The following is a 14,648-nucleotide window of genomic DNA, read 5'->3' as shown; positions in this document are numbered from 1 at the left end:
TTGGTTTTGTTATCAGCGGCCGGCCCCAACCGTCCGCTGCAGTTCAGGTACTAAATATCGCCCTGCTGGGCGGTCTGCTCGTCACGTGGATTGATGATGCCGTCGACGATGATGGCGCCGAGCAGGATCGCGGCCTTGATCAGGTTCTGGTAGAGCAGCGGGATGTCGATGATGGTCATGGCGTTGAGCAGGATGCCGATCAGCGCCGCACCGACCAGCACGTTGCGCACCCCGCCGCGCCCGCCGGACAGGCCGATGCCGCCGATCACCGCCACCAGCACGATATCGTAGAGCAGCGTTGAGTTGACGACCCGGGTGTTGATCGAATGCAGGCTCGCCGCCGTCAGCAGGCCGGCGATCAGCGCGACCAGGGCGGAGAGCACATAGCGCAGCACCAGCATCGGCCGCACCGGAATGCCGATGTTGCGGGCGGCGACCGGATTGTCGCCGGCGAAATAGATGTAGCGGCCCCATTTGGTGTAGCGCAGGAACAGGAAGAACAGGAAGGCCAGGCCGGCGAAGACGAAAACCTCGATGGGAATGTCGAGGAAGCGCAGGCCGCCGAGCAACTCGACCCAATGGCCCTGCGGCACCGGCACGGCATCCTGCGTGATCAGTTGCGAGCGCACATAGCCGAAGACGAAGGAGCCTGTCGCCAGCGTCACGAAGATCGCCGGCACGTCGGCATAGGCGACGAGAAAGCCATTGAGCAGGCCGATGGCCAGCACACCGGCCAGCACATAGGCGAAGGCCAGCCCGTCCGGCGTACCCGAATTCAGAAGTTGCAGGTACCAGGCGACCGACATCGCCATGATCGCCACGGCGGAGAGGTCGATGCCGCGGCCGATGACGACCACGGCCATGCCGAGCGCAAGGATGCCCAGCACCGACACCGAGCGGACAATGGCGACGAGATTGTTGGGGTCGATGAAGCCCGGCAGGCCTATGCCAGCCGCAACGAACAACACCACCGCTATGGCAAAGACAATGCCTTCCTGATTCAGGCTCCTGAAATTCGGCCAGCCGATCGTGTTCATGTCTGCGTTTGCCCCGATGGCAGCGCTGCCATCCCTGGGAAAGAACGCTAATCGGCCCAACGCCGGTTCGTCAAATGAATCCGCGCTCGGAACCCCGGCCGGCAGCGATATTTGCCAAATGGACGCATCGATTGCCGAAGCTGGCGCAATGCTCGGAAAACTCTGCACTTTTGGCAATTGCTTGCGCCATAGCCGCCACTCGCGAAAAGGCTGCACCAAGGCGAAAGGACAAGACGGAATTTATCTCCGCATTAGGCGGAAAAATCGATCTCAATTTCCCGGCGAGTGGCCGGAAACCTCCGCGCCCGCACCTGGCGGCAGCACGAGAAAACGCAACGCCGCCACCAGCCCGATGGCGCCGATCGCCAGGAAGGCTACTCGAAAATCCACAAGATCGAGGGCCGGCCGGTCCCTGGCGATCTGCGACAAATTGAGGATCGCCGCCGCCACCGCGACGCCGAACAACATCGCCACCTGCTGCAGCATCGAGGACAGCGTCGCCGCCGAGCTTCGTTGCGCCGCATCGATGTCGGCGAAGGCCAGTGTGTTGAGCGCGGTGAACTGCATCGAGCGCGACAGGCCGGCGATCAGCATCAACGCCACCACCAGCGCTTGCGGCGTCTGCGGTGAGATCGCAGCACATGCCATGATCGCCGCCGAAGCGATCAGGCCGTTGACGACCAGCACCGACCGGAAGCCGAAACGGCGCAGCGTTGGTGTCGTCACCGTCTTCATGCCGAGATTGCCGAGGAAATAGGCCAGGATCATCAAGCCGGCATCGACGGACGAGAGGCCAAAGCCGACCTGGAACAGCAGCGGCAACAGGAATGGCGTGGCGTTGATCGCCACCCGGAAAATGGTGCCGGCGGCAAGCGTCGAGATGGCGAAGGTCAGCACCTTGAACGAGGAGAGATCGAGCAGCGGATGCGGCGCGCCCCTGAGATGCCGCACCGCCAGCCAGCCGATGACGATGCCGGCTACGACCAGCAGCACCGTCGGTAAAACGCCGTCCTCCGGGTGCGCGATGCGTTCAAGGCCATAGAGAAGCAACGCAAGCCCCGCCGATGTCAGGAAAAAACCCGGCCAGTCGAGCGGCTTGGGGTCGGCTTCGCGATCGCCCGGAATGAAGCGGGCGACCAGCACCAACCCGACCACGCCAAGCGGGATGTTGATGAAGAAATTCCAGTGCCAGGACAGATAGGTGGTGATGAAGCCACCAAGCACCGGCCCGATCACCGGCGCAAACAGCGCCGGCCAGGTGATCAGTGCCGTGGCGTTCAGCAGCTCCGACTTCGACGCATTACGCAGTACCAGGATGCGCCCGACCGGCGTCATCAGCGCGCTGCCGAGCCCTTGCACGACACGTGCGGCGACGAACTGGGTCAGGTTTTGCGAGACGCCGCAGGCAAGCGAGGCCAGGGTGAACAGGACGATCGCCAGCAGGAAGATGTTACGTGCGCCGAACCGGTCGGCGAGCCAGCCCGACAGCGGCACGAATACGGCCATGGTCAGCATGTAGACCGTGATGCCGATGCTGATCGCCACCGCCGACACGCCGAAGGAAGCCCCCATCTGCGGCAGCGAGGTCGAGATGATCGTCGAATCCAGAAACTGCATGAAGAAAGCGATGGCGACAATCAGCGCCACGCGCCGCGCATTGGTGGCCGTTTCGGATAAGGTTGCGGTCTCGGGAACGGCTGTCATGACGGAACCGGTTTGAACAGCATCTCACCGGCGGCGTCCAGAGACCTCGCAACAAACTTTCGTGTCCCGCCTTGGCCTGCTATGGGATGAACGGGGTGGTCGAGGAAAGTGTCCGCGTAACATGAAGCCCATCTACATCGACTACCTCAATGCCCTCGACATCGACGCCCTTGCCATGACCGATGGCGAAATCATTGCCGCCGTCGAGGCTGGCCTGGTGGCGCAAGGCAAGGGCCAGACGGTGGTCGAACCGCGCGTCCATCTTGAGCCGGACCCGTCCTTCCACGGCCATTTCAACGTGTTGCGCGGCTACGTCGCGCCGCTCGACACGGCCGGCGTCAAGATCGTCGGCGACTATGTCGACAATTACCTGCATGGCCTGCCTTCCGAATTCGGCATCCTCAACCTGTTCGACCCGCGCACCGGCGCGCCGCGCGCCATCCTCGACGCCACCGTCATCACCGACATGCGCACAGGCGCCGTCACCGCCATCGGCGCCAGGCATCTGGCGCGAAAGAATTCCAAAGTGCTGGCCCATATCGGCGCGCGCGGCACCGCCTACTGGAATGTCCGCCTGCTCGACCATCTCTTCGATTTCGACGAGATCCGCGTCCATTCGCGCCGCCCGGAAAGCCGCGACGGTTTTGCCGCCAGACTGTCCGCCGATCTCGGCAAGACGGTGACGGCGGTCGCCGACTGGAAAAGCTGCATCGAGGGCGCCGACATTGTCGTCGAGGCCTCGCGGTTGCCGGAGCCGCAGCCATTGCTCAAGACCGAATGGATCAAGCCCGGCGCGTTGGTCGTGCCCTACGGCACGATGAGCGCGGTGGAACTGTCGTTGACCGATATTATGCAGAAGATCGTCGTCGACGATTGGGGCCAGTGCAAGGGCGGCAAGTTCGGCTCGCTGCGCGCCCATGTCGAGACCGGGCGGCTGAGCGAGAAGACGCTGCATGCCGAGCTTGGCCAGATCGCCGCCGGTCTGAAAGCCGGGCGCGAAAGCGACGCCGAAACGATCCTGTTCTGGCATCGCGGCCTGTCGCTGTCCGACATTGCGCTGGGTAAGGCGATGCTGGCCAAGGCCCAAGTGCAAGGCATCGGCCAGCGGCTGCGCTTCGCATGAGCGCGCTCGTCCTCACCGGAACCGGTGTCGGTATTGACGATGTCGCTGCGGTCGCCCGCGATGGGCGCAAGGTGGAGATTGGACCCGATGTCATCGGCAGGCTGGAAAAGGCACGAAAAGTGCTCGACCAAGCCGCCGCATCCGGCCAGAAGATCTATGGCCTGAACACCGGGCTCGGCGCCAATCTCGGCACCGCGGTCGACGGCGACGCCGGCGCCTTCCAGCGCCAGTTGCTTGAAGGACGCAGCGGCGCCGTCGGCGAGGTGCTGCCGGTCGAAGCCGTGCGGGCAACCATGGCCGCCCGCGCCGCGATGCTCTCGGTCGGCGGCTCCGGCCTGTCGCCTTCCGTCTTCGTCGCTTTGGTCGACGCGCTCAATGCCGGCGTCCATCCCGTCATGCCGTCGCTCGGCTCGATCGGCGCCGGCGACCTGGTGTTGATGACGGCACTCGCCCGCATGCTCACCGGCGAAGGCGAAGCCGACTATCAGGGCCGTCGCATGCCGGCAGCCAAGGCGCTGATGATGGCGCGCCTCGCCCCCATCAGCCTGGCGCCCAAGGACGGCCTGTCGCTGATCAACGCCTCGGCGGTATCCGCCGGCAGCGGCGCGCTTGCGGTGACGGATGCGCTGTCCGCCCTTGCCCAGCAGCAGCAGGCCGGCGCGCTGACCATGGAAGGTTTTGGCGCCAACCGCACCATCCTCGATCCGCGCCTGCATATGGCGCGTCCGGCGGCAGGCCAGCAGCAAGCAGCCAAGGTGCTGCACGATCTGCTCGTCCGCGACGAGGCGCCGGCGCCGACCACCTTGCAGGACCCGCTGTCGATCCGCTGCATGCCGTCGATCCATGGCGCGCTGATCGAGGCGATCGGTCAGGCGAGACAGGCTGTCGAGATCGAACTCAACGCCGCCGCCGACAACCCGCTGGTGCTGGGCGATGATGAGCTGGTGCTGTCGACCGGCAATTTCCACACAGCCTCGCTGGCGCTCGCCTTCGAGACGCTCGGCCTGGCGATCGCCCAATGTGCCGCGGCCAGTGCAGCGCGCTTCATCCAGCTCACCGGTTCGGGCCGCAATGGCCTGCCGAAATATCTGTCGCCGGTCGGCGGCGCCTCGGCCGGCCTCGTACCGCTGCAGAAGACGGTGACGTCGATCCTGGCCGCCATCCGCCACAAGGCCAATCCGGTGATGCTCGACTTCCTGGCCGTGTCGGAAGGAGTCGAGGATCACGCCACGCAGACGCCTCTGGCGGTGGCAAAATGCGCCGGGATGATTGCGCTGTGGCGCCGCCTGATCGCCTTCGAATTGATGGCCGCCGCACAGGCCATCGACCTGCGCGACGGCTTCACATTGGCGCCACGCACCGCCGCAATTCACACGGCGATACGCTCGCTCGTCCCCATGCTGAAAGAGGACCGGCCGCTCGGTATCGACGCCGAGACGCTTTACGCCGCGCTCGCCGGCGGCAGTTGGCCGGCCTGACGTGGCTTCTCAGAAGACGATGGTCTTGTGGCCGTTGAGCATGACGCGGGCTTCGAGATGCAGCTTGACCGCGCGCGCCAGCACCCGGCTTTCGATGTCGCGCCCGACTGCAACGAAATCCTCGGCGCTCATCGCGTGGGTGACGCGTTCGGTCTCCTGGTCGATGATCGGGCCCTCGTCGAGGTCGGAGGTGACGTAATGCGCCGTCGCACCGATCAGCTTGACGCCGCGGTCGAAGGCTTGGTGATAAGGCTTGGCGCCCCTGAAGCTCGGCAGGAAGGAATGGTGGATGTTGATCGCCCGTCCGAACAGCCGGTCCGACAGGCCTTTTGAAAAGACCTGCATGTAGCGCGCCAGGATGACCAGTTCGGCCCCTGTCCGCTGCACCAGGTCCAGCAGCTTCTGTTCCTGTTCGGCCTTGTTCTCCCTGGTGGTCGGCCAATGGTGGTAGGGAATGCCCTCCAGCTCGGCGAAGCGGCGGGCATCCTCGTGGTTGGAGACGACGGCGGCAACCTCCGCGTTCAGCCAGCCGACCCTGATCTGGTACAGCAGATGGAGAAGCGCGTGGTCGAACTTGGAGACCATGACGATGATCTTCGGGCGGCGCCCCTGATCGACGAGCGCGGTCTTCATGCCGAACCGGTCGACACTTGATTTCAAGGCCCGCTCCAGGCTGTCGCTGGTCGAGCCTGGCGGGCTGATGAAGGCGATCCGCATGAAAAAGCGATTGGTCTGCCGGTCCCAGAACTGGCTGCTTTCGGCGATGTTGGCGCCGTTCGCGGCAAGCTCCGCCGTGACGGCGGCGACGATCCCCGGCCGGTCCTCGCAGGAAAGCGTAAGAATATGAACCGGCGCGGCGTCGTCCGTCGCATCATTGTCTTGAGATTTCACGCCCTGTCGACCCTTTTCATGAACAGGCTGAGCTCAGCCGGATCCATATGCACCACATGCTTGTCTTCGGGATAGGCGAGACTGTTGACATCGGCAACATACTCCGAGAACGCGGCGATGCGCTCGGCCTGCAGCCGGTCATACTCGGCGGCGAAGTTGCGATAGACCTTGGAGTGACGAGGCATGTGGCCACGGTTCTGGCCGAGGATGTCGTCGGCGAACAGGTACTGCGCGTCGCAGCCAGTGCCCGCCCCCATCGACAGCATGATCAGCGACGTCCGCTCCGAGATCGCCTTGGCGACCTCGACCGGCACGACCTCGATCTCGGCGCCGATGGCGCCTGTGGCCTCCAGTTGTTTCACCGCAGCGAAGACCCCCATGGCGGTGTCGGCGGTCTTGCCGACCGCCTTGAAGCCGCCGGTCCAGGTGGCCCGTGACGGGATCAGCCCGACATGGCCGATCACCGGGATATTGTCATCGGCCATCCGCTTGATCGTGGCGTAGCCGGCGCTGCAATAGACCGCGTCGGCGCCGGCCTTGTAGAGCCGGAAGGCCCAGCGCACGAAATCGTCCGCCGTGCCGATCTCGTAGAAATTGTCGCCCGGCATGGTGAACAGGCTGGGTGCGGCGTCCCGGTATTGTGGGTTGAGCACCAGTTCGGGCGGCACCGAGACGATGTCGACCCCCGCGCGCTCCGCGGCCTCTGCCTCGTCCATCGTCAGCACGCGCAGCATGGTCAGCTGGCGCTTGCCTTTCATGGCGCGCAAATCCGCCACCGTCGGTCTTTTCCGGCTCATCAAAAGGGTTCCCTCAGTTGCATTCGGCGGCAGGTCAGCCGATCTGGATCATCACTTTGCCAGCCTCGACCTTCACTGGATAGGTGGCGAGATTGACGCATACCGGTGCGCCTCGGGCCACACCCGTCTTGTAGTTGAAGCGGCCATTGTGCTTGGGGCATTCGATGATGTCGTCCATCACCAGCCCATCGGCCAGATGCGCCTTCTCATGCGTGCAGTACCCGTCGGTTGCGAAATACTCGTCATCGGGACTGCGATAGATGGCGAAGGTACGCCCGCCATGATCGAAGCGGATGACATCCTCTTCCTCGACATCGTCGACGCCACACGCTTCAACCCAGTCGGCCATCTGCCTCTCCCCTATTCCGCCGCCGCCGGAACGGTCAGCGCATGGAACTCGTCCCGGTATGGCTTGGCCGTCGGCGGCAATTCACGCTTGAGAAAATAGTCCTCGTACTGAAGCTGCTTCAGCAGCACCGGCCAGACCTCGCGATAGGCATGCCACATCGAAGGGTTCGGCTCGGGCAGATCGTGCTTGATTAATTCATGCAGCCTCGGCAGCGCGTGATACGGCACCATCGGGAACATGTGATGTTCGACATGGTAGTTCATGTTCCAGTAGATGAAGCGGCTGATCGGGTTCATGTAGACGGTGCGCGTGTTCAGCCGGTGGTCGGTGACATTATCGGCCAGGCCGATATGCTGCAGCAGGCCGGTCAGCACCATGTGCCAGCTGCCGTAGAGGCGCGGCAGGCCGATCAGCACCAGCGGCAGGAACGACCATAAATAGAGCGCCAGCACGATCGTCGCGACATAGATGGCGACATGCCAGCGCGCGGCGGTGACCACCTTGTGAAGCTCCATCTCGGGGATAAAGCTTTTCTCGTCGGGCGAGATGCTGCCGAACGCATTGCGCACCAGCGTCGGCAGCGAATAACGGAAATCGAGAATGCCGGTGAAGGCGAGTGCGGCGCGCAGCAGGTCCGGCGGACGCATCACCGCGATCTCGGCGTCGCGGCCGACGATGATCGTGTCGGTGTGATGGCGGGCATGGCTCCAGCGCCAGGTCACCGGGTTGCGCATCAGCATGAAACTGGCGATCTGGTAGACGGCATCGTTCATCCAGCGCGTGCGGAAGGCGGTGCCGTGGCCGCACTCGTGCCAGCGCGAGTCGCTGGACGAGCCATAGAGCACGCCATAGACGAGCAGGAACGGCACCATCCACCACGTGCCCCAGAACCAGACGATCCCGGCGGCAGAGCCCAATATGGCAACGATCCAGATGATCGTGTCGCGGATCGCCGGCCCGTCCGAGCGTTGCATCAGCTCTTTCATCGCCTTGCGCGGCACATCGGTGTGATACCACTCGGCCGAGGCCAGCCCGGTCTCGATCGCGATGCGCGTGCTTTCCCCGACCAGGCTGTAGTCGCGCTTTTTCTCCATCACATCGACCTCCGATTTCCGGCCCGCCAGCCGGAGCATTCGTTTCGCATCATGCCCTGTCCGCCAATCCCGGAAAATTGCCCGACGGCACAGGATAATCCTGTTGCGGCTGCCTGGCGATCGACGCGATCTTTGCTTCGGCCGCGGCGATCGCGCCGGCGCCGTCGAGCACCCGGAACACCGCGTCGTAAGAACGGCCTTCGCCATGCTCCAGCCAGATCATCTCGCCTCGCTCGCGCGCCGCGAGATTGCCCAAGACATGGTGTGTCGAGGGCTCTATGCCCAGCGCATACTGCCCTGCCTGGAAATTCTGCCATTGGTAGGCGCAAGGCAGCTGATCCCTGCGCGTGATCACTTCGAAGCCGAGCCCGAGCTGATCGTTGACCACCGCCACCGGCACCTCGCCATTGGCGTCCGCCGCCATCTCATGCTGCCAGACCTGCTCGCTGAAGCCCAGTCGCGGCGCCGGCACGGTGCGGTAGCCGACCTTCTGCGCCTCGTAGCGTTCGCCTGCATGGCCAGCCCAGACGACGTCGCGGATCGGCGCCAGATAGCGCGAACCCTCGTCGAGCAAGGGGTGGCTGACATTGACGTGGTAAAAATACATGTGCGGCGTGCGATTGAAGCCATGGTTGACGACGCGGTCCGACAGCCGGATCTCGTTGCCGCCGACATCGGCCTCGATACGCCGGATCAGATGCAAATCCTCGCCGAACACCGCCGATTGCTGAACGATGCCTTCGGCCCAAAGCACGCAGCGGTCGCCATCCCAGGCCTCGCCATAACCGGTCAGCCGCGCTGGAATGGTGCCGACGCGGCCATGCAGCGAATGGATCACGGTCTTCTTGCCCGGGTAGTTGTAGCTATCGGCAGGCACCTCTTCGCGGCCCAATATGTGGTCGAGGCCGCAGGTGACAAGCAGGCCTGAAAACGAGCGCGCCCAGGCGAGCCCCCCTTCCCCCTCATAATCGTGCAAGCCGGGGTGGCGAAAACCGCTCGGCGAATGCCAGCCGATCGCCTGGCCCTTAAAGTCGCAGTCGGCGATATCGAGCGCCCGGTCGACCAGCGTCGTGAAGCGCAGCCCCGTGCCGCTACGGAACTCCAGCATGCGGATGCCGCGTTCCACCCCGTCGCCAAGCGTCATCAGTCGCACGCCGGCAAATTGCGACAGCATGCCCGAACGTTCCGACACCTGACGGCGCGAAAGCGTCTTGCCGTAAAGTTCTACCATGTGACGGCCAACTTCTTCACTTCGCTCTCGTTTCTTTCAGCAAGGCCGACATGTCGGCGCCGGTGATGATGCTCTCCACGGTCAGGAGATCGGTATCGGCAACCGTCTGCTCGGCGACGATCTCGCCGCGGCGCATGACGATGATGCGGTCGGCGACCTGGAACACGTGGTGGATGTTGTGGGTGATCAAAAGCACGGAATGACCGGCGTCGCGCACCTCCTTGACGAAGCGCAGCACGCCATGGGTTTCCTCGACACCGAGATTGTTGGTCGGCTCGTCGAGGATGATGACCTTGGCGGCGAACTGCATGGCGCGAGAAATCGCAATCGACTGCCGCTCGCCACCCGACAGCGTCGAGACCAGCGCATCGGCGTCGAGTTTTTTCGAGATGCCGACGCGCTTCAACAGCGCCGACGCCGCATCGCGCAATTTGGCGAAATCGAGCGGCGCGAACACGCCCAGCCATTTCAGCTTGACCGGTTCGCGCCCAAGGAAAAGATTGCGCGCAATGCTGAGATCCGGCGCCAGAGACGTATCCTGGTGAATGGTCTCGATGCCGAGGTCCATCGCATCGCGCGTCGAGCGGATCGAGACCTTCTCGCCGCGCACATAGATGTCGCCACGGTCTATCGGAAACACACCGGAAATCGCCTTGATAAGCGTCGATTTGCCGGCGCCATTGTCGCCGAGCAAGGCCACAACCTCGCCCTCCTTGAGAGCAAAGGACGCATTCTTCAGCGCCCGAACGCTGCCGAAGGATTTTTGCAGATTCTGCAGCCGGAGAACTTCCATGATCAGCCCCTTGCGGCGTTCTTCTGCAGCAAAGCGTGCAGGATGAGCATGGCGAGGATGATGAGGCCCACGAAGATGTTGTAGGCGAGGCCCGGCACGCCGATCAGCACGATGCCGTTGCGGATCGCGCGCAGCATCAGCGCGCCGACGACGGTGCCGAGGATCGTGCCGCGTCCGCCGGTCAGCGCCGTGCCACCGACCACCACCATGGCGATCACTTCGAGCTCGTAGCCGGTGCCGGCCACCGGTGAGGCGGCCGAGATGCGGAAGGCGCTGATCATGCCGGCCAGTCCCGCAAGGACCGAAGTCAGGATGAACAGCCACACCTTGACGGCGTCCGCCGGCACGCCGCGCGCCACCGCCGCGTTCCGGTTGGAGCCGATGGCGCTGATCCAGTTGCCGAGCTTGGCATAGCGCAGCACGTAGATCGCCAGCAGCGAGAGACCGATGAACCACCACAGCGAGGTGTAGAACCGGAACGACCCGACATTGAAGCTGCCGGCCAGCAGCGTGACGAAAAAGCCTGGCTGGTCCCAGGATTTCAGCGGAAAGCCCTGCGTGATGTAGAGCGCCGCCCCGCGCACCACGAGCAGCATGGACAACGTGACCAGGAAGGACGAAATGCCGATCTTGGTGACGATCAGCCCGTTGATGGCGCCGATGGCGATGCACAGCAGAAGCCCGGCCAGAAGCGCGATGCCGATATCGACGCCTCCGTTCTGCACCAGAAGCATGACGACGACCGGCGCCAGCCCGAACACGGCACCAACCGACAGGTCGAATTCGCCCGCCGTCAGAAGCAGCGTCATGCCGAGCGCGATAATGCCGAGCTCGGGCAGGAACGCCATCATGTTGGAGATGTTGAGCGGCGACAGGAAATTGGCATCGGCGATGGCGAACACCGCGAGCAGGACAATGAGGATGACGAGCGAGGAGAATTGCGGCGAGCGCATAAGGCTCGATCTACGTTTCCCGACAGGCATTTCGTCTTCTGCGGCGATCATCATGACTGCTTGAACCATGCTTTGAAATGGTGCCCGCGGCCTGCGCCGCGGGCACCGGTTTCACTTCGTGTCGTAGAGTTTCAGGATCGGTTCGACGCTCGAGGCGTCGTAGAGGCTGAAAGTATGGATGTCGTAGCCGATCGGTTCGCCCGACGCGGCGAGCCCGAGCAATGCCACCGGCATGAAGCCTTGCGCAGACGGGAACTGCCAGGCGGCCGCGTTGACGAAGCCGGATTTGACGGCCTCCGCGGTTTCCTTCGAATTGCCCCAGCCGACGACCGGGATCTTGCCGGCCGGCACACCTGCGCCGTCGAACACCCGCTTGACGCTGGCCGCGACGGAATCGCCGAGCGCGATGATCGCCGGCGGATTGTTGGCCACCATGTAGTCGGTCATCTTGGCAATGATGCCGGCCGGGTCGGTGCCGCAATCGACCACATCATATTTGATCCCCAACGGATCGAAGACGCTGGCGATGCCTTCGGTCTCCAGCTGCTGATAGCTGGCGCCAGGCACTTCCACCGGCAGGAACACCTTGTCGCCCTGCTTCACCATCTTGTGGTCGACGAGATACTTGGCCCAGATCACGCCCGCCTCCTTGAGATCGGCGCCGACATAGGCCTGCCGTCCGGTCGCCGGATCGTCTGTGTTGAAGAACACGATCGGGATCCCGGCCGCCTTGGCAGCCTTCACTTCCTCGGTCCACAGGCCCGGCTGGGCCGAGGTGGTGGCGATGCCGTCGGGCTTGGCCGCAAGCGCGGAATTGAAGGCCTCCTTCTGCGCCGCCATGTCGCCGCCGCTGAAGGAAATCTTGCAGGTAACCTTGAGTTGGTCGCAGGCTTTGGTTGCGCCGGCATTCCAGTCCAGCCAGAACGCATCCGACGGGCCGCCATGCGACAGCAGGTAGAACGTCTTCTGGCCATCCTGCGCCATTACCGGCGAGGCGAATGCGATGCCCGCGAAAACAGTCGCGGCCGCTGCCAGTTTCAATCCGAATTTCAACACTGCAATTCCTCCCTTGTTGTTGCTTCCAAGCCGGATGCACCGCCGGCAAAGGGCGGCGCACAGCTGGTCAGAGACCGTTGGCGCGGAACTTGTCGTCGAGAAATTTCTTGGCCCTCGGCACGTCGTCTTCCGAAAGGTGTTCGATGATCACCGGGATGTTCGGGTTCTTCTGCGACAGGCGCTGCAGATAGAGGTCGTAGTTCAGCGAGCCGGTGCCCGGCGCGTTGAGGACCATCTCGCCAACGCCGCGGAAGGTGTGCGAGGCCAGCGCGTCGTCATCGCCGATGTCCGCATGCTTCTCGCTCTTGTCGTCGCCGGCTCGTGCGACATCCTTGGCATGCGCGATCTTGACCTTGTCGGCCAGCGTGTCGAACACCTGGTTCAGCACCTTGTCCATCTGGTCGATGTTGTGGCTTTCGAAGTAGTTGGTCGGATCCATCAGCAGGCCGAGGCCCGGATGGTCGACCTGCGCGAACATCCTCACCGTTTCCTCGACCGAGCCGACGACATTGTTGACGTAGGTTTCGAGCAGGAACATTGAGCCGTGGTCATAGGCTTCCTGCGCCAGTTCGGAGATCACCTTGCGGCACATCTCAAAACCCTCTTCGGACTTGTTCTTGGGATCGCTCATCCACTCGCTCTCGGTGTTGTAGGTACCGGTCTCCGAGATCACGTAAGGACTGCCGAGCTGGCGGGCGTTGCGGATGATTTCCTTCAGCCGATCGACATTCGCCTTGCGGTGCGCGAGGTCGGGATGAATGACATTGGTGTAGCCCGAGATGCAGCAGATCGGCAGGTCGTGGGCACGGAACGTGTCGCGAACCTTCTTGGCCTTATCCTTGGTGATCTGGCCGGCCGACAGGTCGATATCCTTGAAATGAAGGTCGAGCTGCACGGTGTTGAAACCGTGGCCACGGATCTTCTTCGCCGTCTCTTCGAGGCCGTACGGGAAATAGCCCGTGAAAATACCTGCCTGCATCATGGTGTGAATTCCTCCCTGTAAGCGATTCAGTTGTCTGGTGTTTCAGTTGCGGTGATCAGGTAGCGATTTCGGAAAGCTTGACCGTGCGGCCCTCGTCGATCGAGCGATAACCCGCCTCGACCAGCGCCATGGTCTTGACGTTGTCGGCGACCGACAGCGCCGGCGGTGTGCCGGTCTTCACCGCGTGCTGGAGCTGCTCCATCACCCCGATAAAGGCATGCGGGAACCACATCGTGTCCCAGCTCGGACTGACCCACTCGCCTCCGGTCGTCTCGGTCGAGGCATAGGTCAGCGTCGAGGCAGCGCCCGTCGGCCAGCCAATGGTGCCCTTCGCGACCCCCTTGCTGCCGTCGACGCGCCAGTTGATGTGCTGGTCGTCCTTGTAGCCATCCTGACGCGGACCGGACCAGACATCCTCCAGCGACACGGCAAGCACACCGGACGGGAAGCGCAGCGTCGACACGGTGATGCCGTCGGAATGGTCGAATGTCGTGCGCGGATCCTTGCGTGTCAGCGTGGTGATCTCGTCGGGATCGCCGAACAGAAAGCGCAGCACGTCGAGATGATGCACACTCATATTGGCGAGCGTCAGCCGGTCATAGTCCTCGAGGAAGCTCTGCCAGTGCGGGATGGCGTGCATGTCGATCTGCGCGAAGACGATGTCGCCCAGCGCGCCGCTGTCGATGATCTGCTTCAAGACGCGCATCGACTGGTCGTAGCGCATGTTCTGATTGACCGAGAGGATCTTGCCGGCTTTTGCCGCCTCGTCGCGCAGCTTGACCGCTTCCTCGACCGACAAGGCCAACGGCTTCTGCGCCAGGATCGCCTTGATGTGCTTCTGCTTCAGCGCGTGACGGATCAGCGCCGGCTGCAGGTCGGGCGGGAAAGCAAGGTCGATGATCTCGACATTTTCGTCCTCGATCAGTTTTTCCGGTGTGTCGTGGACGGTCGGAATGCCCCAGCGCGTCGCCACCTTCTCGGCGCTGGCCCTGGTGCGCGAGGCCATTGCCACCACCGGGAACCCAGCTTCCTTGTAGGCGGCGAGATGGCACTCGGCCATGATCATGCCTGCGCCGACGCAGCCGATCTTGTATTCCTTCGTGCGGACCTTCACGTCCGGCTCGAAGCCTTTGCTTCCCATCTCTTCCTCCCGAAACTCT

General features: G+C 63.3%; 14 protein-coding genes. 2 read left to right on the top strand and 12 right to left on the bottom strand.

Annotation, left to right across the window (positions count from 1 at the left end):
- Nucleotides 1-50: 50 nt before the first annotated feature.
- Both EJ079_RS20195 and EJ079_RS20190 read right to left on the bottom strand, forming a co-directional pair.
- Nucleotides 51-1,037 (bottom strand): ABC transporter permease, encoded by a 987-nt coding sequence (locus EJ079_RS20195; protein ID WP_127809923.1) that lies wholly within the window; start codon nt 1,035-1,037, stop codon nt 51-53.
- A gap of 270 nt (nt 1,038-1,307) precedes the next feature.
- Nucleotides 1,308-2,741 (bottom strand): DHA2 family efflux MFS transporter permease subunit, encoded by a 1,434-nt coding sequence (locus EJ079_RS20190; protein ID WP_127809922.1) that lies wholly within the window; start codon nt 2,739-2,741, stop codon nt 1,308-1,310.
- Nucleotides 2,742-2,862: 121 nt separating this feature from the next.
- Between EJ079_RS20190 and EJ079_RS20185 the strand changes: the two genes are divergently transcribed.
- Together EJ079_RS20185 and hutH are read left to right on the top strand one after the other, a co-directional pair.
- Nucleotides 2,863-3,864, top strand: a complete 1,002-nt coding sequence (locus EJ079_RS20185; protein ID WP_127809921.1) for an ornithine cyclodeaminase family protein — start codon at nt 2,863-2,865, stop codon at nt 3,862-3,864.
- Complete coding sequence (gene hutH / locus EJ079_RS20180; protein ID WP_127809920.1) at nt 3,861-5,342, top strand: histidine ammonia-lyase; 1,482 nt, start codon at nt 3,861-3,863, stop codon at nt 5,340-5,342. Before EJ079_RS20185 ends, hutH begins: the two co-directional genes overlap by 4 nt.
- 9 nt (nt 5,343-5,351) lie before the next feature.
- Here the strand turns inward: hutH and purU are convergent, their stop codons facing one another.
- The 10 genes from purU to EJ079_RS20130 form a co-directional block, all read right to left on the bottom strand.
- Entirely contained in the window at nt 5,352-6,233 is an 882-nt protein-coding gene (gene purU, locus EJ079_RS20175) for a formyltetrahydrofolate deformylase (RefSeq protein WP_127809919.1), read from the bottom strand.
- Nucleotides 6,230-7,030 (bottom strand): 3-methyl-2-oxobutanoate hydroxymethyltransferase, encoded by an 801-nt coding sequence (locus tag EJ079_RS20170; RefSeq protein WP_127809918.1) that lies wholly within the window; start codon nt 7,028-7,030, stop codon nt 6,230-6,232. The genes purU and EJ079_RS20170 overlap by 4 nt, the downstream gene beginning before the upstream one ends.
- A gap of 34 nt (nt 7,031-7,064) precedes the next feature.
- Nucleotides 7,065-7,379, bottom strand: coding sequence for a MocE family 2Fe-2S type ferredoxin (locus tag EJ079_RS20165; protein WP_013530832.1), 315 nt, complete (start codon nt 7,377-7,379; stop codon nt 7,065-7,067).
- A gap of 11 nt (nt 7,380-7,390) precedes the next feature.
- Nucleotides 7,391-8,473: a fatty acid desaturase family protein gene (locus EJ079_RS20160; protein ID WP_245481901.1), complete on the bottom strand. Its 1,083-nt coding sequence runs from the start codon at nt 8,471-8,473 to the stop codon at nt 7,391-7,393.
- A 49-nt stretch (nt 8,474-8,522) separates the two neighbouring features.
- On the bottom strand, nt 8,523-9,704 hold the full coding sequence (locus EJ079_RS20155; protein WP_127809916.1) for an aldose 1-epimerase family protein: 1,182 nt from the start codon (nt 9,702-9,704) through the stop codon (nt 8,523-8,525).
- A 16-nt stretch (nt 9,705-9,720) separates the two neighbouring features.
- Nucleotides 9,721-10,503 carry an ATP-binding cassette domain-containing protein gene (locus EJ079_RS20150; protein WP_164761550.1) on the bottom strand — a complete coding sequence of 261 codons (783 nt, stop codon included), beginning with the start codon at nt 10,501-10,503 and terminating at the stop codon, nt 9,721-9,723.
- Nucleotides 10,500-11,480, bottom strand: a complete 981-nt coding sequence (locus tag EJ079_RS20145) for an ABC transporter permease (protein WP_245481712.1) — start codon at nt 11,478-11,480, stop codon at nt 10,500-10,502. Before EJ079_RS20145 ends, EJ079_RS20150 begins: the two co-directional genes overlap by 4 nt.
- Before the next feature lie 81 nt (nt 11,481-11,561).
- Nucleotides 11,562-12,506 (bottom strand): substrate-binding domain-containing protein, encoded by a 945-nt coding sequence (locus tag EJ079_RS20140; RefSeq protein ID WP_127382086.1) that lies wholly within the window; start codon nt 12,504-12,506, stop codon nt 11,562-11,564.
- A 67-nt stretch (nt 12,507-12,573) separates the two neighbouring features.
- Nucleotides 12,574-13,488 carry a sugar phosphate isomerase/epimerase gene (locus tag EJ079_RS20135; protein ID WP_127317901.1) on the bottom strand — a complete coding sequence of 305 codons (915 nt, stop codon included), beginning with the start codon at nt 13,486-13,488 and terminating at the stop codon, nt 12,574-12,576.
- Nucleotides 13,489-13,543: 55 nt separating this feature from the next.
- Complete coding sequence (locus EJ079_RS20130; RefSeq protein WP_127809915.1) at nt 13,544-14,629, bottom strand: Gfo/Idh/MocA family oxidoreductase; 1,086 nt, start codon at nt 14,627-14,629, stop codon at nt 13,544-13,546.
- Nucleotides 14,630-14,648: the final 19 nt, after the last annotated feature.

The sequence above is a fragment of the Mesorhizobium sp. M7A.F.Ce.TU.012.03.2.1 genome (assembly GCF_004006095.1).
GTDB lineage: Bacteria > Pseudomonadota > Alphaproteobacteria > Rhizobiales > Rhizobiaceae > Mesorhizobium.
The sequence above is the reverse complement of the archived record's forward strand: the minus strand, read 5'-3'. Positions and strand labels throughout refer to the sequence as shown.